Genomic DNA, 22,819 nt, shown 5'->3' with positions numbered 1-22,819 from the left:
TTTGGTAAACCAAATTGGTTGACCAGTTTGGAATACCAATAAAACAACATGATATGAAAAAAACCTAACGCATAAAAAAAAGGATAGGTGCACGCCTATCCTTTTATGAACATTACTTCTTAGGAGGGAAGTAACATTAAAACAAATACACATTACTGTTACTTGTCAACACAAAACTAAACAAAATTCATTTGATTTTAGTACTGGTTCGTGTTGGCAAATGACCAGGACTTTGATCACTTTTTACAAGTGAATGGAATTAACTAAGTAAGACGAATTATTGAAACTAACTAAACAGATGAATTTTAAATTAAAATTAGTAATGATAATGTCCTTATTAATAGGGCTGCAATCATTCGCACAAGATTTGACAGTGACCGGTAAGGTCGCTGATGCAAGTGATGTTCCTGTAATTGGAGCTAACATTGTTGTTTTAGGAACAACAAGAGGGGTACAATCCGATTTTGATGGTAATTATTCCATATCGGTTGCATCTGGGGAGACCTTGCAGTTTTCCTATATAGGATTTGAAACCCAAAGTATCGTAATTACAAATCAGACTACCATCAATGTGGTTTTATTAGAAGATACAAGCCAATTGGATGAGGTGGTGGTAATTGGTTACGGAACCAGGAAAAAATCATCGTTAACTGGCGCAGTTGCCAAGGTTGAAGGTGGAGATATTGCCGCTATTCAAGCACAACGGGTGGACGAAGCATTGGGAGGTAAACTCTCAGGTGTTTTGATTCAGAATCAAGATGGGGCTCCAGGAGCAGATCCCAAAATTCAGATAAGGGCAGCCTCTTCAATAAATGGAAATTCAAACCCATTGATTGTAGTTGATGGATATCCTATTTCTGGTAGTTTGGCGACTGTTAATCCAAATGATATTTCCAGTTTAGAAGTATTAAAAGACGCTGCATCTGCGGCAATCTATGGTTCCAGGGGGGCAAATGGTGTGATTCTGGTAACTACAAAAAAGGGGAGGTCTGGAAAGGCAAGCTTCAGTTACAATACCTACACGAGTACATCCAGTAGATATCTTAGAGACAATATTAAAACCACTGCGGGTGATTATGCCGCAATCGCGGAAAGAAATATTGCTGACGGCACTTTCAACGTATCTGATTTGGACCCGGCAATTGTTGATTATAGACTTAACGCATTTAGGGATTCCCCAGATGTTGTTGGAGTAGAAGATTGGTTTTTTAGAAATGGATCAAGTACCAGTCATGATTTTAGTATGAGTGGTGGCAGTGAAAATGTAAACTACTTTGCCTCTGTTGGATATTTGAATACTGACGGTATTGCTATCGACCAAGGTTTCGAAAGAGCGAATGCAAGATTGAATATTGATGCCAAATTGGGCGAAAAATTCAAAACTGGTGTTAGTTTCAATGGATTTATTTCAGACCGTGAAATTGTAGGTCATGATATGAGAGATTTGTTAAGAGCCTACAGTGTACACCCAATATATCATACCGAGGCATCCATTGCTTTTGTGCAACAATTAGATCAGCAGGCTCAGACGCTTGGTCTTGCTTCATTTGACTCAGGATATAGAGGTGGGGCGGACGCTCCTTTCAATAATAGTATTTACACTTTGGAACCAGGAATGACTGCTCAGGATTGGCATTACGGTAGAAGTGGTAACGGAATTGGAGGTTCTGGTGATGCGGGACCAGCAACGAAGTTGGATAATACTGATAGATATCAAAAAACATATTTTGGAAATATTGCCACCTATCTTCAGTACGCCATTATTGATGGTCTTAATATAAAAACTGTACTAGGTGCAGATATGCGCGATACGCAAGATTATTTCTGGAGAGGATTGGAGTTCGATTCCAGAGCAAGAAGTAATCAAACGGCATTAGATCAAACAGATGTAAAACGCTCATCGATTTTAAGCGAAACTACATTGAATTATTCCAACGTAATTGGGAAACATGATATCTCGGCCGTTGCTGGTCTAGAATTTCAAAATTTCTATACCAAAGGAACTTCATTGCAGGGAACTAATGTTCCATTTGGGGATATTATTAACTATAATCTTTTGGACCCTGCGGATATCGCGGTAACTGAACGGGACGAAACCATTGCAAGACGAAGTGTATTTGGAAGGATAAACTACGCTTATGATAATCGCTTTTTATTCTCTGCTTCAGTGAGAAGAGATGGTGATTCCAGATTCGGTGCAAACAACAAGTATGAAACTTTTCCAGCACTTTCTTTGGGATGGAACGTTCACAACGAATCATTTTGGAAATCTGAGACTTGGAGCTTATTGAAGCTAAGATTTAGTACCGGTTCTTTAGGGACTACTTCAGATTTAGGTGCCTATAATTCGTTGAGTCTATTGAATCCTCAGGCAACGGTACTTGGCAATGGGTTCCTGATTCCTTCGGATGTTGCCAATGATAACCTTACATGGCAGACAAATACGGAGACCAACTACGGTGTAGATTTAGGATTCCTGAATAACCGTTTGAGACTGAGTATGGATTACTATACTTCTGATATCGAAGATATTTTGATCAATCAAAGTGTATCAGAAGTTTTAGGTACCACATCCATCAGACTTAACTCTGGTGACGTAAGAAGTTCAGGTTTAGAATTTGAACTATCAGCATCCCTGTTCCAAAAAGGAGATTTTTCTTGGGATGTAAATGCCAATTTATCAACCGTAGATACCGAAATCACTGATTTAGGGGGGCTCGATGAATTACCACAGACCATTTATGGCCAAAGCGGCAGAGGTCCTGTTTTTAGAAATTATGTAGGTGGTGAAATTGGTGAGATGTGGGGAATTGAAACCACTGGAGAAGTGGAAATGGAATACCTCGCAAATCCTATAGAATTCCCTGATCAAGAAAGTGGTTGGAGCTATGCTGTAGATCAAAACAATGATGGAGTTATTGACAGAACACGAACTGTTGAGGAAGGTGGCGACCTAGTGAAAATTGGTCAGAACACTCCAGATTTTTATTGGGGACTCAATAGTAATATGAGGTATAAGGCATTTGATATGGCGTTTCAATTTCAAGGTGCCCAAGGAGGGGATGTGTATAACATAGATCCCTTGTATTACGGCTCCCAATGGGGTAGGTCTTTACTTGATGCATTTGATTCTGATGACAATGGTTTGGCAGATAATAATGGTCAACCATATGTTAGAAATAGGGATCAAACAGATTCTATGATTCAGGATGCATCTTACGTTGCATTGCGCAACCTTACTTTGGGATATACCATAGATTCAGATTTAGTAAGTAAAGTAGGAGTGAATTCCGCAAGAATCTATGTTGCAGCTACTAACCTATTGTACTTATGGGGTGACGATTATACCTCTTTCAATCCTGAAGGTGTTGAGACTACAAATACTGGATACCTAGGCCCAACAACCTATGGTGTGCAAGTGGGAGCAAGTCCAATCGTGAGAAGTTTCACAATAGGGTTAAACCTTAATTTTTAATAAGCAAAAAAATGAAAACCATATATAGATTAACATTAGGATTATTGCTGTTACTGACAGCATGTGATAATGATTTGGACCAAGTTCCACCAAACATTGCCAGTGCGGACTCATTGGAGGATTTTACAGGGGTTTTAAATGCAGCATATTTCTATCAGCATGGTTCCGTGACACCACTAGCGGTTATGGGTGACTTCCGCGCTGATAACGCTTTGATGGAGGAAGAACCTTATCCAACCTTCGATAGGTTCACCAATGAATTGACAACTATGGAGGATCAATTTTTTGGTCCATTTTATACGGCATTGTATAAATCGATTTTAAGTGCAAATAATGTAATTGAGAATTCGAGCAATGCCACTCATGTAGGTGAGGCGAAGTTTTTAAGGGCTTTATCTTATTTTAAATTGGTTATGGTTTTTGGTGATGTACCGGTGAACCTTTCTTCAGCACCAGCCACAGATGATACATCCATTTTGGCCAGACAACCAGTTTCAGAAATCTATGACAATATCATTATACCAGATCTAACGGACGCCATTGCGGCCTTGGATACGCAGATAAATAATGGTCGCGCATCTAGACTTGCAGCCCAAGGTATATTAGGCAAAGTGTATGTATATACGGGAGATTTTGCAAGTGCAGAATCACAATTAGCGGCAGTTGTAAATGGAGCTGCGGCAGCAGGGATTAGTTTGCAGGCTAATTTTTCAGAAATCTTTGGGGTTGACTTTGATTTGAATCCCGAAATCATATTTGCAACACAAGTTTCAAGCTCTGTGGTAGATGAATATGGGTTCTCTGAATTCTGGTCTTGGTCAGGAGGATTGGATACAAAGTCTTTAATGCCTTTGGATTCGGATTTGATTGCGGCATTTGATGCCAGTCCAGGAGATTTAAGAAGGGCTGTGACAATTGATGAAGTTTTGATGGCATCCCCGAAATTTCCACAGACCGGGGGACCTGATCATGATTGGATTGAGTTAAGATTGGCAGATGTTATTTTGTTGTATGCCGAAGCATTGAATGAAAATGGTGGCTCAGCAGAAAATGTATTGGATATTTTGGATCCCTTAAGGGCAAGAGCTGGTGTGCCAGCACTTGATCATACAGTGATAAACACCACAGCATTGGTAAGGCAAGCTATACAGGATGAAAGAAGATTGGAATTGGCCTTTGAAGGGCAAAGGTGGTTCGATTTGGTGAGAACCGGTACTGTAGATGCCGAAATGGGAGAAGCGGTCAATAGCAATTATTACCTATTTCCGATTCCAGTTTCAGAAGTATTGGCCAGTGGGGGAGTAATAACACAAAACCCCGGATATTAAATAAAATTGAAACTTGCTCTTTAACCAATAAGAGCATGCGATTAGAATAATTATAGGTTGAACATTGAGTTAGTTAAGTTTGGTGACTATTGGCCAAGATTCTTGGCCAATAGTTATTACAAAAATTGAAAATCAATTAGGTGTTGGAATCAGTGTTAATAGTACTTTCCTGATTTCGGCAAATTGACTAAATTTAACAGACCAATCTGGTTAACCAATTTTGAAGAAATAGTTTACATGAAGGTTGAAATACTTACAAAAAGCGAAAACAGAGGCATCCAAAAGGAGATTATTTCCAAATTAAGGGAACTGATTAATTATAAAAATCTTGAGCCTGGGGATAAGTTACCTTCTGAGCGTATGCTTTCAGAGAAATTTGGCGTAAGTAGAAGTAACCTTAGAGAAGCCATTCAGAAATTGGAATTTTTCGGGATATTGAAATCCAGACCACAGAGCGGAACTTTCATTGCGGATATTGGGCAAATCGCAATGAGTGGTATGATTGATGACATTCTAAGATTGGAAGATCCAGATTTTAAATCTCTGGTGGAAACAAGGATACTTTTGGAATTAAAAACCGTCCGACTAGCCGCACTAAGAAGAACGGAGGATGATTTAAAGAAAATTAGGGAAGCGCTTGACGCATATAATTCGAAAGTGCTTGCTGGCAAAGAAGCTGTTGAAGAAGACTTATTGTTTCATTTGGCAATAGCCAAAGCAAGTAAGAATAGTACAATGAATACGTTCATGCTAATTATTACTCCTGAAATCATAACCAATTTTGAAAAGTACCATGTTTGTGATAACAATCAGTCTTTTTTAGGTATTCAAGAACACGAAGATATTTACACGGCAATAAAGAATCAGGATCCACAAGAGGCCAAGGCGAAGATGAAGGTCCATTTTAAAATACTATATCAATACTGTTATAACGCATAGACAATGTTCAAAAGATTAGAATAAGAATGCACGCTTTTATTCTGATAAGATCAATAATAATTGGGGGGAAGACTATAAAATAAAACACGGGATCGGGTCTTATAATTCTACAGAGACCTTAGACCAAGGTTAAGTTTTAACGGATGTTTTTAGATGGGTTTGATGGGAATCAATCAATATCCAAAAAGGAAACATATGTCTAACCTATAAAAACAAAAGCATGAAATTAAAAGGTTTACGATGGTGGGTTATTGCCTTGATCTGCGTAGCAACGGTAATCAACTATATTGACAGAACAGCATTTGGTGTCATGTGGCCAGAAATGGGAAAAGATCTCGGCATGGACGAATCTGACTATGCCGTAATGCTTAATGTTTTCATGATTACCTACGCCCTTGGCAAGTTCTTGTCCGGCAAACTATATGATAAAATTGGTACAAGATTGGGGTTTGTTTTTTCAATTGTATTGTGGTCCACTGCGGCAATCTTCCACGCATTTGCTAAGGGATTACTGTCATTATCGCTTGTGAGGGCGATGTTGGGACTAGGTGAGGCTGGAAATTGGCCCGGTGCAGTTAAAAGTAATGGTGAATGGTTCCCTATTAAGGAACGAGCTATTGCGCAAGGCATTTTCAATGCCGGGGCATCTTTGGGCAGTGTAATTGCACCAGCCTTAATAGCATTTCTGTATGCACAATTTGGTTGGCGCACTACCTTTATCATATTAGGATTGTTGGGTTTTGTATGGATTTTTCCATGGCTGTTTGTCAACAAGGCCAAGCCTGAAAATCACCCTTGGCTTACCGAAAATGAAAGAGAATTGATTCTTTCGGATCGGATTGTACCGGTTGCCGAGGATAAAAAGGATAAAGGCTTGACACTATTGGAAATATTGAGTTTTAAGGAGTCTTGGGGGGTTTTGGTATCTAGATTCTTCATAGAACCTATTTGGTGGCTCTTTGTAGGGTGGATGCCACTTTATCTAAATTCCAAGTTTGGTTTCAGTATTGAAGAAATTGGATCCACGATATGGATTTCTTATTTAGGTGGTATGGCAGGTAGCATTCTAGGCGGATGGTTCTGCGGAAAGTTAATGGAAAAATACTCTGTCGATTACTCGAGAAAGCTATCCATTTTAATTGGTGGGACGTTAATATTCTTGGGTTTATTGGGGATAATTTTCTTGGTAAAAGGGAATAACCCAATGACTTTTATTTACATCGTTGCTATAGTATTGTTTGGATTTCAATTTGCAATTGGAAATATACAGACACTATCCAGTGATTTGTTAAAAGGTCCTTCCGTAGGCACCTTGGCTGGGTTAGCTGGTACGATTGCGGCCATATCCGTGATCATCATGAACTGGTTGATTCCAAAAATCACTACGGTTTCCTATACCCCAGCATTTATTGTAATTGCTGTGTTGGCGCCCTTAGCAGTATTATCGATTTATGTCTTAATAAAAAAAATAAAACCGGTCGAAATTGAAACGGCCTAATAAAATCAAAAAAATCAAATGAGTACAGATAAAAAAGTAGCGATCATTACTGGTGCAACAGGCGGTATTGGCTTTGCGGTTGCAAAAAGACTTGGCAAAGATGGATACGTGGTTATTTTAAATGGAATAGAGGATGCTGCAGGTGGTCAACGGGTTAAAGAGTTGGAAAAAGAAGGAATAACTGCTGAATATTATGGCTTTGATGTTACTGATGAAAATGCAGTGACCTCAGCAATTACTAAAATAGGAGAAAAATACGGTAGAATCGATGTATTAGTAAACAATGCAGGTGGTTTGGGTGGCAGATCTAGATTTGAGGATATGACTACGGATTTTTACCGGTTCGTGATGGCATTGAACCTGGACTCCGTTTTCTTTGCTTCCAGAGCAGCCATTCCCTATTTGAAAAAAGGAGAAAATGCAACGATAATTAATTACGCATCCAATGCGGGATGGAACGCCGGTGGACCAGGAGCTGGCGTCTATGGTACGTCAAAAGCTGGCGTACATGCCATAACAAGAGCTTTGGCAAAAGATCTTGCAGAATATGGGATTAGGGTAAATGCGGTTTCACCTGGAACTATTGACACCCCTTTTCACGCACAAATTAAATCGACCAAACCTGAAGTATTTGCGTCTTGGAAAAACAACATCTTATTGGGAAGACTTGGACAACCTGAAGAAGTGGCTTCGGTGGTCTCTTTTTTGGCAGGGGATGGCGCATCATTCATAACTGCTGAAACCATTCAAATTGGAGGAGGTCAAGCTTTAGGTATTTAAAAATAAAATACGAATTAAATCGAATCATAAAACAGTTCAAATGAATTTAAAAGGTAAAGTTGCTGTTGTTACAGGCGGTGCCAGGGATATTGGAAGGGAAGTTTGTATAAAACTTGCTAAAGAAGGAGCTAATGTTGTGGTGAATTTTTTTGATTCCGAAGCTGACAGTCAAGCTACATTGGCTACAATCGAAGAAGTGGGAGGTACTGCAATTGCCGTTTATGGCGATGTTACCAATCAACATGATATTGATAATTTGGTAGATAAAACAAAAGAAGCTTTTGGCGAAAAAGTGGATATTTTGGTAAATGTCGCTGGAGGTCTTTTTGCTAGAAAAACAATATCAGAATTAGATGAGGATTTCTATAAGTTGGTAATGGATGTCAATTTCAAAGGAACCGTCTTCGTAACACAGGCTTTCAAACCTTTGATGTCCAAAGGAGCATCAATTGTGAACTTTGCGTCTCAAGCAGGACGAGATGGCGGTGGGCCAGGCTCTGCACTTTATGCATCTTCCAAGGGGGCAGTAATGACTTTGACCAGAAACTGGGCCAAGGAATTTGGTCCAGAAGGAATACGAATAAACGCGGTTTGTCCAGGTATGATCGCGACTAAGTTTCACGATGATTTCACAAAAGACGATGTTAGGGAAAGAGTAGCGTCAAGTACGCCATTAAGAAGAGAAGGATCCGCAAAGGAAGTTGCAGATCTAGTAGCATATTTGGCATCTGATGAATCTTCTTTTGTTACTGGTAATAACATTGATATTAATGGAGGTTTAGCGTTCAGCTGAGCACAATAATCAACCAAATAAAGGATTTAAAATGAAAAAGGTAGTTACGTTTGGAGAAATAATGCTTCGTTTGGCGCCTCAAGAGTTTTTGAGGTTCTCACAGGCCAATAATTTTGATATTATTTATGGAGGTGGTGAATCCAATGTAGCCGTTTCTTTAGCCAACTATGGTGTTCCCGTTGACTTTGTGACGAGACTTCCAAATAACGATATTGGTCAATGCGCGTTGATGGAGATGCGTAAACGAGGAGTTGGTACTGGCCAGATTATTTTTGGTGGTGATCGTTTAGGGATTTATTTCTTGGAGACGGGTGCAGTCAGTAGAGGCAGTAAAGTGGTCTATGATCGCGCACATTCTGCCATGGCAGAGATCGAGCAAGGAATGATCGATTGGAAATCTGTATTTAAGAATGTGGAATGGTTCCATTGGACAGGAATAACTCCTGCAATATCAAGAGGCGCAGCAGATGCTTGTTTGGAAGCAGTGCGTGTAGCAAGTGATATGGATGTTACGATATCGACAGATTTGAACTATCGCGCTAAACTTTGGAAGTATTGTGATGATGCAGAAAGAGAAAATATCATGTCCGAATTAACTTCCTACTGCGACATTGTATTAGGCAATGAGGAAGATGCTGAAAAACATTTCGGGATTAAACCAGAAGGGTTGGATATTACAACTCAAGGAGAGCATGTCAAAGCAGAGGCGTTTTTATCTGTCTGCGAGCAAATGATGAAACGGTTTCCACGCGCCAAAAAAGTAATTACGACATTGCGAGGGTCCTTATCTGCTTCCCATAACACCTGGGCAGGCGTACTTTATGATGGAAACAAAATGTATAAATCCCCTGAATATCAAATCACCCATATCGTAGATCGAGTTGGAGGAGGAGATTCTTTTATGGGTGGCCTTATTTATGGACTGCTAAAGTATCCTGATGATGACCAAAATGCTTTGAATTTTGCAGTTGCGGCATCCTGTCTTAAACATACCATTAAAGGTGATGCTAATTTAGCAACAGTTCAAGAAGTGGAAAAGTTAATGAGTGGGGATGCTTCCGGAAGGGTAGCAAGATAATTTTATTATGGCACAGTTTTCAAGGATAGAGGTGGCAGAGACCATGAAAAGGACAGGTTTAGTGCCTCTTTTTTACCATCAAGACATCGAATTGGGAAAAAACGTTTTGACTGCTTGTTACAAAGGTGGAGCACGTTTGCTGGAGTTTACGGCTAGAGGAGATTTCGCTCATGAGGTTTTTCAGGAACTCGGTAAATACGCCCAAGCAGAATTACCAGAACTGATTTTAGGTGTAGGGTCAATTACGGATGCAGCGGCGGCTTCATTATATATGCAAATGGGAGCTAATTTTGTGGTGACCCCTTCTTTGCGAGAAGACATTGCGAAGGTTTGTAACCGTAGAAAGGTTTTATGGTCACCTGGTTGTGGATCCCTGTCCGAAATAAACAAAGCAGAAGAACTGGGCTGTGAAATCATAAAGTTATTTCCTGGAGCCACTTATGGTCCTGGTTTTGTCAAGGCCATAAGAGGTCCACAACCTTGGAGTTCCATTATGCCAACAGGTGGTGTCAGTACGGATGAAGCAAATCTCAAAGCTTGGTTTGACGCTGGGGTAACATGTGTGGGAATGGGATCTAAACTAATTAGTAAGGAGATTTTGGATAGTAAGGATTTTCAAGGCTTGGAGTTAAGGGTTAAGAATGCTATAGAAACAATCAAAAAAGTTAAGATTTAATTAGTTGGAGTCTAGGATTCACGGATTACCGTTCATAAAAAAGCTTATTGCAATCCTTTTAGCGTTTGGACCTGGAATATTTGCAATTGGATATACTATCGGAACAGGGAGTGTTACTTCGATGATTGTTGCCGGGAGTACCTATGGCATGCAACTGCTTTGGGTTTTGTTACTAAGCTGCATTTTTTCTGGACTTCTAATGTTCGTTTATGGAAATTATGCTTTACTCACTAATGAGACTGCCCTTTTCGCTTTTAAAAAGCATCTTAAATGGGGCAAATGGATTGCAATTCTGATAATTATTGGTGTTTCATTTGGACAATGGAACTCCTTAATGGGTATTTTGGGGATTTCTGCAAACATCATCTTTGAAATCATTCGAATTTATGTTCCTGGTCTCACGGATTATCAATATGAATCAGTTTTGATAATTGCAATTCTTATCATTGTATTGATGTATGCCTTGCTCCTCGTAGGCAAGTATAGTTTTTTTGAAAAGATACTTGTTGTTTTCGTTGCTGTAATGGGTTTTTCATTTCTAATTTCCTTGTTGTTTGTCTACCCGCAGCCAACGGAAGTACTTCAGGGCTTAGTACCTTCAGTACCAGAAGTTAAAGGGGGTAAAATGATGGTAGCGGCATTTGTGGGTACAACAATGGCAGCAGCTACGTTTTTGTCTAGGCCTTTGTTTGTTAAAGGTAAAGGATGGACCGACAAAAATTTGAAGCAGCAAAAAAAAGATGCAATAATAGCTGCCTGTCTTGTTTTCTTAATCAGTGGAGCAGTTATGGCAGTGGCTAGCGGAGCGCTATTTCATCAGGGACAGCCAGTATCCAAAGTTCTTGATATGGTAGGAACACTTGAGCCTGTTGCAGGAAAATTTGCATTGACCTTGTTCTTTTTTGGAACTTTGAGTGCAGGTTTGTCCTCCATATTCCCTTGTCTATTGATAGCACCAATATTAATATCTGATTTTCAATCAGGTAACTTGGATACCAATTCTAAACAGTTTAAGTTAATAACTGCTTTTGCTTGTCTATTTGCCTTGATCGTCCCGGTTTTTGGAGCCAACCCTATTGAAATGCAGATTGTTTCCCAAGTTTTCAATGTCTTTGTATTGCCGTTAGTCATATTGGGGATACTCATTTTGGTAAATCAAAAAAAATTTAAGAAAGTATATAGAACTAAGCTGATAATAAATATTGGATTGATAGCAGCATTGTTTTTTTCAGTTGTGATTTCATTCAACGGCGCTACTGCTTTATTCCAGTATTTTTAACAGGAAGTTTTGGAAACAAAAAAGGATCACTTTAAGTGATCCTTTTTCTTTGTAGCGGGAACAGGACTCGAACCTGTGACCTTCGGGTTATGAGTTCCAAAAAGTACACACTATTCAAGATTTCCCGGCTCAATTTTGTACAAAAACGTGTACGGTATCGTGTACGATTTTCATGACAAATATAATCATTTGATTTAGCTTGATACTTTTATTTAACTTCCCATAAATTGGCCTGAAAAGGTACGTCCACTGGAGTTTGGGCTAAATGGTCCATATAATTGGTCATTACTTTGAAGCCTACAATGGTAATTACTTCTAGCATTGCCTCTTTTGGATAGCCAGCGTTTAAAAACTTATTGATGTCTTCATTGCTTACTTGACCTCTTTTGGTCGTTGTCGCTTTGACATATTCACTCAGAGCATTCAGTTTTTTATCTGGCAATTCCCGTCCTTCACGCAAAGCATCTATGTTTTCTTGAGAAACCCTATGCATTTGTGCAATACTGGAATGGGCAGCCATGCAATATCGGCAATTGTTTTCATAGCTCGATGCCAAAAATGCAATCTGCCTTTCTTTTGCCGTAAGCACGCTGTTTTTGGTTAAAAATTTATCACCTTCCCAGTAGGCGTAAAGTAATGCTGGGTGATTTGCCATCAAACCCAACAAATTTGCGTCAAATCCATAGGCTGATTTAGCAGCTGTTAGTATGGATTTTGATGCCTCTGGGGCATCTTCGATAGTTCTGATTTTGAATTCTACATTTTGCAATGTTTCCATTTTACTGATATTAAATTGACTTTGTTTATAAATAATTAATGTTTTCCGTTAAGACTAGATGTCTTTCAATAGATAGATCCATATGATCCTTGAAATGCGCATATTGAAAGAGGAGAGCGATATTAAAACAACCGCAATCCAAATGAAAATTTGGTAATTGAAGATGTTTTCATAATAAAAGGTACCGGCAAAAACAACCATAATAGCTTCTATGATTCCTATTGCATAACTGACATACATGGCGCCAAAAAAGAAGCCTGGCTCTTTTTCAAATACATAACCGCAATGGGTACAACTTTTATGCATTTGCGGTTTATGCCAGTTCTCCAAAAAATTTTTCTGTTTGTAGATTTTACCTGTGCGGCAGTTGGGGCATTTATTTGAGAGTATATTCTTAATCATTGGATTGTGTTTTTTGATGATTGATTATTAAATTCTCTTCAAAACTTAAACTCAGTGGTAAAAACAAAGTGAAACAGACTGTTTGTTAAACCACTTTGCTTCAGAAAGGAACCTGGAAATATAAAATTGGTTTCCAGTTCCAAACTCACATATTCATTCAACTCATAACTTGTGAAAGTACCGAGTTGTGTACCTATATAGGGCTGGTTGTTTAAAGAGGGATACTCTAGTTGCAGGGCGGGATTGTAAACCCCATCCTTTGTAGATTCACGCCAAAAAAAGTCGATGTCAAATTCATAAAAGAAACGGCCCCTTTTAAAATTGATATAAGGATGGATGTCGATAAGATTTGATGGTCCAAAACGTGCTACACGTCCAAAATAAGCTCCCTTAGGGTAGAAGGCATCAAAATTTCCAACCTTATTGTCTTCCGGGTCGTCATCCCCATCAATGACTTCAAATTTCAATCCTGTTTTTAGGTTGTTTGGCGTATTTTGAAATGCATACTCGACTTGAAAATAATAGGCCAATGCTGAAATTCTGGAATCCTCAAAGCTTCCAAATTGGTGGATTATTTCATTGTTGTAACTCCAACCTTTCAAAGTTCCGTAATGGTGAATGCCCACAGCGCTTCTCCGTTCATTTCCCGTAATGTTGTTATAAACTACATCATTCTGCTTCTGGAAGAAATAGTACACATCTAAATTGATTAAACCAGAGATGTAATCGGAAAAATGAAAACCATAAAAAGACTCCTTGAATTCGAAAAAGTCATTGTCTAGAACACCTACTTCATTTCGAACTATGGAGGCTATGAAAATATCTGCTTCAAGTGTATTTTTTATGAATTTTAGTTGTAGAAGGTCAAATGATCTCCTCACATTTGGGAGGTTGCGGATGTCCACTAATCTTCCAGAGCCATAACTCAAGTTCTTCCTGCCAACCATCATTTGGAGTTCGGGCATGAATTTGTATTGGGCAAAGATTTGGTTGAAGGCAAGTACGTCTTTATCCACTGCGGTTAAATCTTCTTTTCCAATCACTGTGCTTGAGGAAAGCTCAACAAAGGCATTTAGGTTTTCACCAAAATTCCAGTCTGCATTTAGCATAATGCGATTAAGTAGCCAAGCATTATCTTGTCCATCATGGGAGCCAAATTCCTCATTAATGAATGATTCTGCTTGGAAACGGTAGTCACCCCCAATGGATAGTGTGGTGTATTCACCTAGTTTAATCCCCTTTAACCCGGTCAGAATTGGGCGTTCTTCAGTTTTTTCGGTAGCATCAATATGTTGAATATGCTGACCATACAACAGATTACTCCAGAACAATAAGAGTATAATAAGCTGGACACATCGGTTATATTCAAACATCAATCGATTTATATATGTGCAAAAAGCTTTGTGCTGCGTTCCTTTTTTCATAATAAGTCGATTAAAAATTCATGGCCACTCCAAGTCCGTTTCCTTTTATAATCATTCTCCAGGCCACCCTTTTTTTCCTTTTGCGTACGTTCTCCTTAGATTGATTTTGATATCGCCCATCCAAATACTTGTCAATTGCCTCAACAGTAGCTACACTTAGCACAACACTAAGTGCTATATCCGTTAGCCAATGAGCTCCATTCCAAAGACGGGTCAAAGGAGGAATGCTACCCAACACATATATACCGCTTTTGATCCATGGATTTTTGAATTGTTTGGCCAAGGCATGCGCATTACTAATTGCAAGTGCAGTATGACCGGAGGGAAAAGAATGAAAATCAGAGTCTCGTTGAAAAGGCCTAAAGTCATTTTTATTCAGACCTGACCTTGGTCTTGCCCTACCCACCAAGGACTTGGAAATTTGTTGCAATACACCTGTAGCGGTAGCAGATGAAATCATAAGCACACCTGTGCGACGTATTTTGTCATTTTTGCTGAACAAGCCTGTGAGGTATACAATACCGTTGAACGCATAATTGTTTTGAGGATTCCCGTAGTACCAGCCATAATCTTTTAGGAGTTTGGGGATATGCGGTTCTTGATTTCTGAACCACCTGTCAGCATCATCATCAATGGAATACAAGCCAATTGTTCCTAAAATTGTACCTGCAAAAAGCCCTACTTGATTGTTTTCCCATGAAAGAGGACGTGTATAAGCATGACCAACCCCTCCTAAAATGCTGTTCAAATCATAGGTGAACTTTTCCCAATTTGAATCTGATGTTGTCTTGTTAAACTGCTGAGTAAAAACAGTGGAAGTTTGTATCAGCAGTAGTACGGCGGTGAAGAGATAGTTGTTTTTCATGATTCAAAACTAGAATCATGGACGAAGATGTTTTTTAAGGAAATGAGCTACTTGTTCAATTATTGCTCCTTCCTTTAAATGGAAAAACCCAAGCAATTGCCTGGGCTTTTTGAAGATGTAATGTTTTTTGATTTTATAGCTTATTTCTCTTAACTACTTTTAGAAATTTAAGGGTTTAAGTTCGCCCAACATGGTAGGAATAAGTTCCGTAACTGTTGGGTGTATATGCACGGCGTTCAATATGGTCCTATACGACGCTTTTGCGTACATAATGTCCAGCATACCATGAATAATTTCATCACCATTAAGGCCAAGAATAGTTGCACCTAGAATTTGTTCTGTGTCTGCATCGATGATTACTTTCATGAATCCATTTTCCTCGCCATTTTCCTTGGCTCTTGAAATCTTGAAAAAAGGGCGATGCCCAATTAGAAGTTTATTGTTTGATTTAAGGGCCTCTTTTTCGGTAATACCGATTCTCGCTAGGGGTGGATCTGTGAATAAAGCATAACAAGGAATTCTATCGTTTATACTTCTTTTGGAGTCTTGAAAAATATGATCCGCTACAATTTCAAAATCATTGTATGCGGTATGTGTAAAAGCACCTTTGGCATTCACATCACCCAAAGCCCAAATACCCTCAACATTAGTTTTTAGATATTCATCTACAGCTATATATCCATTTTTATTAAGAATTAGATCTGTATTTTCCAGGCCTAAATCATGAGTATTGGGGAGCCTTCCCGTTGCCACAAGAAGATGTGATCCGATTAAATTAATTGCTCCATTGTTGGATTCAAGACTTATTTTAATTCCTTTGGAATGTTGTGAGGCATTAAGGTTGGTTGCTCCCAATTTAAATTCAATCCCTTCTCCTTCCAAAATATTTTTTAGCTCCTTAGAAACATCACCGTCTTCTCGGGGTACAAGTTCCGTGTTTGTTTCGATTACGGTTATTTTACTACCAAACCTTCGATACATTTGTGCAAATTCCAATCCGATGTAACTTCCTCCTAAAATAATAAGATGTTTAGGTACAAAATCAACATCCATGATCGTGCTATTTGTAAAATGGGGCACATGCTGAACATCCTGGGGGACACGCGCTCTCGTTCCTACATTAATAAAAATCTTAGGTGCTGAAATTTTTCTTTCACCAATTTGGATTATCGTATTAGCCATAAATTTTGCATGGCCTTCAATGATTTCAAGGTTAGTTACATTTGACAACCAATTTTGAAGACCATTTGTGGACCTTTGCACTATTTCGTCCTTTCGCTTTTTTACAAGTTTCATGTCCGTTTTAATTTCCCCCAGCACGTTAAAGCCAAATTCAGCTCCTCTTTTTGCGGTGTGAATGGCTTTTGCACTTGCTATCAGTGTTTTAGTAGGAGTACAGCCATTGTTGACACAAGTACCGCCCAACCATTTTCGTTCAACCAGCGCTGTTTTGTGGCCTTGTGCAGCAAACTTGGCTGCTAGTGAAGGGCCGGCTTGTCCAGCTCCTATAATTATTGCATCGAAATTTTCCATGGTATGAATCTGTTTTGTTCGTAGTGGTGTGTTATGCTACAATTGGATTGAGTGTGCAATTTGTACAACCCAATTGAATTATTTTAATCTTATTCTAATCGCTCTGAAGAATTCAATTAATTTGATTCCTACAAAGTACAAATACAGTTGTAGGTTGGTCCATGTTTTCCAAAGGACTTCGTTATTAGGCCACATTATACCAATTTTCACTTAGATATTGTTGAAGTTTCTTCCGAGCCCTATGCAAGAGTACCCAGCAATGCGTGCGACTGATTTGCAACTCTTCACAAATTGCCTCAGTACTGAAACCGTTTTGCTTCAATTCCAATATTTGGTTTTCACTTTTGGATAATGTACTCATGCCAGTATTGAGTACTAGTTTTAAGTCATCCTCATCAAGGCTTTCAGGAATAGGGTCGTAGGTAAACCGGTGATTGGATTCTATTTTTCTTTCAGAACTCAATCTGGATTCGATATTTTCCCTTATGTGGTATTGCTTGCCGTTGTTGCCTCTGTAATGGTCTGCAATTTTGTATTTTAAAATAGCAGTAAGCCAAACCCTTTCACTGGAAGTACCCTTAAATCTGTGCGCAGAATTCAAAGCAGCTAGAAATGTATCCTGCACAATGTCTTCTACAAGGTCTTGTGGCAGTTTTTTGTAGGCGAAATGGAATAAATACCCTTTGTGTTTGTTTACCCAATTCTGGGGTTCCAATTGTCGTAGAGGTTCCGTGGAATGCATGATTGTTCTTATTGATTGTTAATTAAAATTTTAATGGACAACTACATTTATTAGCTTGAGTATTGACCTACTCTCACATAGTTTTGTAGTTGTTTGTTCGTTTTTAGGTGTTCAATAATGGCAGGACACTGTGTGAAAACCTCATACTCCATTCTTCGAGCATGAACCATAATTCTCTCAATCAATGCTAGTGTAACGTCTTCAGCCAAATATTTTGATTTATTGATGTTCATGAGCATTAGCTGATTTTTATCTATAAACCGATATTCAATTGAAGCGGACTGACCATTTAGAATGAATTCATAGAACAATTGATTTTCATCGCTTCTGAAGATTAATGGGATAATAGCGTTCTCGTACATGATCCTTTTATTTTCTTATGCTAAAGCTCCCAAATATTCAAGATGTATTTATGGCAGATTCTGCTGTTTTGTTCTCAAATTGATCTTATGAATATGAAGCATAGTCGTAATCAGGATTGATGATTTTATGATGAATAGCCTAAATCAAAAAAGGAGTAGATCCCCGATCTACCCCTTCTTCCATGGTACTTCTAAAAGAAACTTAATTTCCGTATTTAAAATTCAAGATTATTGAATTACAATACGGTAAATTAACTTTTGAATTTCTCCATTGTCTCCCAGTTTTTGTCAGCCTGCGAGATGTGTTTTCCACGACCTTCTTTTTCCCAAACTTTTACGAAATCCCCTTCAACGTTGCGAGTGAACATATATAGTTTCCCGTTCACAACCCGGAACCTGAATGGATCTGGTTGGAATTTACCGCCAAGAGATACGGCAAAAGCACACCAACCTCCATACTGTGGTTTGTATTTCAATGGATTGGCGTCAAAAGCCTCCTGTTGTTTCTTGTTTGTGAAATAGTAGGCAACACCATCGTATGTGGATTTGTATTTCTTGTTGCCTAATTCTGCTTTTCCAAGATCAACGTAGGAAACAGGACTATAGCCTTCCAGAGCAATTTTACTGTCATCAATGCTGTAGCTATGGGATTGAGCTGATAGTGTACCCAAACCCATAAATAAAATAACAGCTAGCCCACTAACTGCTTTAATTAAATTAAGATTACCAATAGTTTTCATTTGATATAATTTTAATAATGAATATGATTTATTGGTAAAAGTATATTGATGGTGAAGCTGGAAATTTAGTGTATTAACCGTCCTATCGAATACTTGCTATTATTGCTTTGAATTTTTGGAATGGAGCAACAAAAAAAGCAGGACAATCTAGTCCTGCTTTTATTATTTATGGTTTATTATGTTCATCAAAGTTTTCGCTCTGATTCTTGAATTGGAACGTCATTGATGCTGGCATATCTTTTTCGCATATAGCCCTCATCGTCAAATTCCCAGTTTTCATTTCCGTATGCTCGGAACCACTCACCAGATGGGTTACGGTATTCATATTCAAATCGGACAGCAATCCTGTTCTCTGAATGTGCCCAGTATTCCTTTTTCAATTTATAATCTAATTCGTTTTCCCATTTGTTGGTCAGAAATTTTTGGATTTCCTCTCGTCCATAGATGAACTGCGACCGATTTCGCCATTCGCTATCAATTGTGTAAGCTTTAGACACCTTTATAGGATCTTGACTGTTCCACGCATCTTCTGCTAATTGTATTTTTTCCTCCGCGCTTTGCCTTGTGAATGGAGGTATAGGATTTTTTACCATTTTAAATATGCTATTGTTGTTACTAAAAAAAGGTCATCCGGACGACCGTTCAAACCACTAACTCAAACTATGAAAAAACTAAACTTTGTGCACGCATCTTCTTAAGCTTAAAGTATAGGACAAAATTCGCCGAAGATTCGATTGTAATACATTTAGAAATTGCCTCTATATTCAGATTTTGCGTTCACCAGGGGTGGACCAAATATTTTTGATAGAAATCACTTGAATTAATTGGCTATGAATTGTGAGAGGGAAGGCCTTGGAACACGGATTTTATCCGAATAGAATTAATCCGAGGACGGATTTGGCGTGAATCTTAGATAGGATGCTTCTTCAGAGGATTCGTAAGGGTAAAGTTCTTTGGCTTCTTCATCACTTAGGGAAACGTCCACAATGACATCGTCACCTTGGTTCCAGTTGGCAGGAGTAACAACTTGGTGTTTACAACTTAACTGTAGTGCATCTATAACACGTAAAATTTCATCAAAGTTTCTACCAACGGACATGGGATAAGTCAAATGCAATTTAATTTTCTTGTCAGCGCCAATGACGAACACCGATCTAATAGTATGGGTAGAGGAGCTATTCTCGTGAATCATACCATATAATTGAGCAATTTTTGCATCTTCATCAGCAATGATCGGAAATCCAATTTTCACATTCATTGATTTCTCAATTTCAACCTTCCATCCATGATGTGACTCCAAACTGTCAACACTCAGTGCAATTGCCTTGACATTTCTATCACTGAATTCCTTTTCCAATTGTGCCACGGCACCAAGCTCCGTTGTACAAACAGGGGTATAATCTTCAGGGTGGGAAAATAATAAGCCCCAGGCGTCTCCCAACCAATTATGAAAATCAATAGGTCCACTGGTAGTTATTGCCTTAAAGTTAGGCGCATTGCTTTCAAGCCCTAATGCCATGATAAACTTCTGATAATAAGCCCTAAATTAACATATTAGTTTTATTTAAATTATATTTAAAACAAATATTTCAAATATTCTGAATTGGTGGAAATACGTGCGGTTATAGTAGATGACGAGGAACGACATCATAGCGTATTGGATAAGATGTTAAAGAACTTTTGTCCAGGAATACTAGTAGAAGGAAATGCATTTTCAATTCGTGAGGCCGTCCCCATTATTGAAGAAAAACAACCACATTTGGTATTCTTGGATATTGAGATGCCAGGAGGTAATGGTTTTACAATTTTTGATCATTTTGAGGAACCGCCATTCCAGGTCATATTTACGACTGCATTTGACCTCTATGCCATAAACGCCATCAAATATGCAGCTTTGGATTATTTGTTGAAACCAATCAACATTCAGGAACTGAAAAATGCAGTGGCCAGAGCTGAAAAAGTATTGGAAAAACAGAGTAAGGAGAATATTGAAAAGATACAAGCACTTAAATCCAATATTCAACTGGAAGATAGAAGTTTGACCAAAATTGCATTGCGCTCTTCTGATGGGATAGATTTTGTGGAAGCCAAGGATGTTATTCGGGTGGAAGCCAATCAAGTGTATTCCAATTTCTACCTTCAAAATGGTAAGAAAATATTGGTGTCCAAGCCATTAGGGGAATTTGAAAGTATGTTGGAATCCTGTAACTTTTTTAGAGTGCATAAATCGCATATGGTCAATCTGGATCATATAGTTAAGTATGTGAAAGGTAAAGGAGGTTATGTAATAATGAAAGATGGTTCCAATGTTGATGTTTCGGTTCGGAAAAAGGAAAAATTCTTAAAAAGGTTGGTTTAACTTCTCACTGGCCTTCCTTTTTTGAAGATTCCACAACATGTTTTCTTCGCATTAATAATCAAATAAAAAGAATGGTCAACATCAATATTCCGATGAATGCGAATAACACAGAAAAACCTACTTTCAAATACTTTTCAGGTAGAATTTTTTGCAATCGTGGCCCAAGCTGGCCTCCAATCAATACGCCTGGTATTGTGAAGGTTACTACGTTTACAACCTGATCCATCACGCCTTCTTCAGAATTGAAAAAGAACTCGTAAAAATGGCCAGAGGAAGCGACTAAAACAGTAATTACAACACAAAATATGGCAGTTCCCACAGCTACTGGCGTTGGAACCTTACATTTTGATACAAGGTGATAGTCCAAAAGTTCACCCAAACCTACCGAAATCAACCCTACAAAAGCGCCTCCAATAAATCCAAATAATCTTGCTCGTGGTTTATTGCAATAGGTGTAATGGTAAACTTGATTTCTACTATCAATAAGGGTAGTCTCGTAATTTTCCTTTTCAAATTGGTTTTTTCCAGACTTGTGTTCGTTGACTTCTTTACTATAGGATCTATAGATTTGGATGCCTATATAAAGAATTCCAATTCCAAAAAGAGCCTTTAAAAAGTCTGAGGGAATATAAGATGAAACCAATGTTCCAATAATTGCCGCGGGAATAGAGAATTTCAGGATGTCTTTCCCCAGTTTAAAGTCAATCAGTTTACTGCGGAAATATGCAACCAATCCGGAGGAAAATCCAAACAACTCAGTTAGTAACGCGGTTCCTATTGCAACCTGAGCATCAAGCCCGAGGACTAAAATGAACAAAGGGGAAAAGAAAATTGCGCCGCCAACACCGGAAGCCATTGCTATCGTAGCTATTGCTGTCGCTACGGGAAATAAATACCATAATTCTGTTGCCATTTCCATAATGATGAGTTTAGTGATGATTGAACTAAAAAAGGTTTTTGGATTTGGTCAAAGGCTCCCAAGATCAGTAGATTATGGAAGCCATTCAACCTAAAATATCCTGATTAATTGATGTTGATTCTATCGGTGGTGGAGATTTAGGACTCTACAACACCTACCAATTCTTTAGTGGTGAATACGTGGCTAGCCAACATTGCGTAATTAGTTTGAGCGGCAAGGTCACCGTCCAAGTTTGGTAATTTTGCGGAACCCGTTGCATCCCCAACAACAGCGACTTCAAAACCACATTCTAACAATTCTCGTAAATGCGATTCTACACATAAGTTTCCAGACATACCTGCCAAGATAACTTTGTCGACTTTTCGTTTTCTTAGTTGCAATACGACATCGTTGTTCTCAGGTCCAAAAACCTTATGTGGACTAGTAACCGTAACGTTGTCTTTATTGTTTATGTACTTTTTGTACTGTGGTAGCCAATCTGCACCAGAACCTTCAAAACCCTCAATATTCAATTGGTCTCCACGGTCGAACATCTTAATGTTATGCATCAATTTTTCCAGAGCACCTTCAAAGTACCATTTATGGTCATGCTCGTAATAATAATGGGGAGAAACAAATACATGGATGCCATTATCTGCACCCAGTTTGAAAAGGGTCTCCAAGTTCTCAATGGTACCATTTTCCGTAACGCTCTCACCAACTACTGGCCATGCTACCCCTTCTGTGCTCAAAAAATCATTTTGGGGATCAATGATTAAAATTGCGGTTGTTTCATCAATTTCGAAACCAGTTTCGGGTAATTGTGCCTCGCGCTTTCCTTGCATGGCTCTTTCTGTAGAATTCATAAGA

Annotated in this window: 22 protein-coding genes; 10 read left to right on the top strand and 12 right to left on the bottom strand. The window is 38.6% G+C overall.

Features of this window, described 5'->3' with window-relative positions; genetic code table 11:
* The first annotated feature begins 328 nt into the window (after positions 1–328).
* The 9 genes from M3P19_RS06830 (at position 329) to M3P19_RS06790 (ending at position 11,846) form a co-directional block, all read left to right on the top strand.
* On the top strand, positions 329–3,475 hold the full coding sequence (locus M3P19_RS06830) for a SusC/RagA family TonB-linked outer membrane protein (protein ID WP_249656908.1): 3,147 nt from the start codon (positions 329–331) through the stop codon (positions 3,473–3,475).
* Between the two features lie 11 nt (positions 3,476–3,486).
* A complete protein-coding gene (locus tag M3P19_RS06825) occupies positions 3,487–4,803 on the top strand; it encodes a RagB/SusD family nutrient uptake outer membrane protein (RefSeq protein WP_249656907.1) in 1,317 nt (438 codons plus the stop codon).
* Positions 4,804–5,040: 237 nt separating this feature from the next.
* Complete coding sequence (locus tag M3P19_RS06820; protein ID WP_249656906.1) at positions 5,041–5,742, top strand: FadR/GntR family transcriptional regulator; 702 nt, start codon at positions 5,041–5,043, stop codon at positions 5,740–5,742.
* 220 nt (positions 5,743–5,962) lie between these two features.
* Positions 5,963–7,240, top strand: coding sequence for an MFS transporter (locus M3P19_RS06815; RefSeq protein ID WP_249656905.1), 1,278 nt, complete (start codon positions 5,963–5,965; stop codon positions 7,238–7,240).
* A gap of 18 nt (positions 7,241–7,258) precedes the next feature.
* Positions 7,259–8,020 (top strand): SDR family NAD(P)-dependent oxidoreductase, encoded by a 762-nt coding sequence (locus tag M3P19_RS06810; RefSeq protein ID WP_249656904.1) that lies wholly within the window; start codon positions 7,259–7,261, stop codon positions 8,018–8,020.
* Between the two features lie 40 nt (positions 8,021–8,060).
* On the top strand, positions 8,061–8,813 hold the full coding sequence (locus M3P19_RS06805; RefSeq protein WP_249656903.1) for an SDR family NAD(P)-dependent oxidoreductase: 753 nt from the start codon (positions 8,061–8,063) through the stop codon (positions 8,811–8,813).
* A 31-nt stretch (positions 8,814–8,844) separates the two neighbouring features.
* Entirely contained in the window at positions 8,845–9,891 is a 1,047-nt protein-coding gene (locus M3P19_RS06800) for a sugar kinase (RefSeq protein WP_249656902.1), read from the top strand.
* Between the two features lie 7 nt (positions 9,892–9,898).
* Complete coding sequence (locus tag M3P19_RS06795) at positions 9,899–10,567, top strand: bifunctional 4-hydroxy-2-oxoglutarate aldolase/2-dehydro-3-deoxy-phosphogluconate aldolase (RefSeq protein ID WP_249656901.1); 669 nt, start codon at positions 9,899–9,901, stop codon at positions 10,565–10,567.
* Between the two features lie 4 nt (positions 10,568–10,571).
* Positions 10,572–11,846 (top strand): Nramp family divalent metal transporter, encoded by a 1,275-nt coding sequence (locus tag M3P19_RS06790; protein ID WP_249656900.1) that lies wholly within the window; start codon positions 10,572–10,574, stop codon positions 11,844–11,846.
* Positions 11,847–12,054: 208 nt separating this feature from the next.
* On the opposite strand, the gene M3P19_RS06785 is transcribed toward M3P19_RS06790, so the two are convergent.
* The 10 genes from M3P19_RS06785 to M3P19_RS06740 form a co-directional block, all read right to left on the bottom strand.
* Positions 12,055–12,624 (bottom strand): carboxymuconolactone decarboxylase family protein, encoded by a 570-nt coding sequence (locus tag M3P19_RS06785; protein ID WP_249656899.1) that lies wholly within the window; start codon positions 12,622–12,624, stop codon positions 12,055–12,057.
* 54 nt (positions 12,625–12,678) lie between these two features.
* On the bottom strand, positions 12,679–13,026 hold the full coding sequence (locus tag M3P19_RS06780; protein ID WP_249656898.1) for a DUF983 domain-containing protein: 348 nt from the start codon (positions 13,024–13,026) through the stop codon (positions 12,679–12,681).
* A gap of 38 nt (positions 13,027–13,064) precedes the next feature.
* A complete protein-coding gene (locus tag M3P19_RS06775) occupies positions 13,065–14,450 on the bottom strand; it encodes an alginate export family protein (protein WP_249656897.1) in 1,386 nt (461 codons plus the stop codon).
* Positions 14,451–14,460: 10 nt separating this feature from the next.
* Positions 14,461–15,315 (bottom strand): phosphatase PAP2 family protein, encoded by an 855-nt coding sequence (locus M3P19_RS06770; protein WP_249656896.1) that lies wholly within the window; start codon positions 15,313–15,315, stop codon positions 14,461–14,463.
* 159 nt (positions 15,316–15,474) lie between these two features.
* Positions 15,475–16,848 (bottom strand): FAD-containing oxidoreductase, encoded by a 1,374-nt coding sequence (locus M3P19_RS06765; protein WP_249656895.1) that lies wholly within the window; start codon positions 16,846–16,848, stop codon positions 15,475–15,477.
* Positions 16,849–17,032: 184 nt separating this feature from the next.
* The gene (locus M3P19_RS06760; protein WP_249656894.1) at positions 17,033–17,590 is read right to left on the bottom strand and encodes a sigma-70 family RNA polymerase sigma factor; all 558 of its coding nucleotides are present in this window, start codon (positions 17,588–17,590) and stop codon (positions 17,033–17,035) included.
* A 50-nt stretch (positions 17,591–17,640) separates the two neighbouring features.
* Positions 17,641–17,952 (bottom strand): hypothetical protein, encoded by a 312-nt coding sequence (locus M3P19_RS06755; protein ID WP_249656893.1) that lies wholly within the window; start codon positions 17,950–17,952, stop codon positions 17,641–17,643.
* 251 nt (positions 17,953–18,203) lie between these two features.
* Positions 18,204–18,692: a YHS domain-containing (seleno)protein gene (locus tag M3P19_RS06750; RefSeq protein ID WP_249656892.1), complete on the bottom strand. Its 489-nt coding sequence runs from the start codon at positions 18,690–18,692 to the stop codon at positions 18,204–18,206.
* A gap of 185 nt (positions 18,693–18,877) precedes the next feature.
* On the bottom strand, positions 18,878–19,285 hold the full coding sequence (locus M3P19_RS06745; protein ID WP_249656891.1) for a nuclear transport factor 2 family protein: 408 nt from the start codon (positions 19,283–19,285) through the stop codon (positions 18,878–18,880).
* Between the two features lie 287 nt (positions 19,286–19,572).
* Entirely contained in the window at positions 19,573–20,214 is a 642-nt protein-coding gene (locus M3P19_RS06740) for a peroxiredoxin (RefSeq protein WP_417953857.1), read from the bottom strand.
* Between the two features lie 84 nt (positions 20,215–20,298).
* Here M3P19_RS06740 and M3P19_RS06735 point away from each other — a divergent pair, with 84 nt between their 5' ends.
* Positions 20,299–21,051, top strand: coding sequence for a LytR/AlgR family response regulator transcription factor (locus tag M3P19_RS06735; RefSeq protein ID WP_249656889.1), 753 nt, complete (start codon positions 20,299–20,301; stop codon positions 21,049–21,051).
* A 58-nt stretch (positions 21,052–21,109) separates the two neighbouring features.
* On the opposite strand, the gene M3P19_RS06730 is transcribed toward M3P19_RS06735, so the two are convergent.
* Both M3P19_RS06730 and M3P19_RS06725 read right to left on the bottom strand, forming a co-directional pair.
* A complete protein-coding gene (locus M3P19_RS06730) occupies positions 21,110–21,964 on the bottom strand; it encodes a sulfite exporter TauE/SafE family protein (protein WP_249656888.1) in 855 nt (284 codons plus the stop codon).
* Between the two features lie 143 nt (positions 21,965–22,107).
* Positions 22,108–22,815 carry an isochorismatase family protein gene (locus M3P19_RS06725; RefSeq protein ID WP_249656887.1) on the bottom strand — a complete coding sequence of 236 codons (708 nt, stop codon included), beginning with the start codon at positions 22,813–22,815 and terminating at the stop codon, positions 22,108–22,110.
* Between the last annotated feature and the right edge of the window lie 4 nt (positions 22,816–22,819).

It is taken from the genome of Flagellimonas spongiicola (assembly GCF_023502425.1).
GTDB lineage: Bacteria > Bacteroidota > Bacteroidia > Flavobacteriales > Flavobacteriaceae > Flagellimonas > Flagellimonas spongiicola.
The sequence above is the reverse complement of the archived record's forward strand: the minus strand, read 5'-3'. Positions and strand labels throughout refer to the sequence as shown.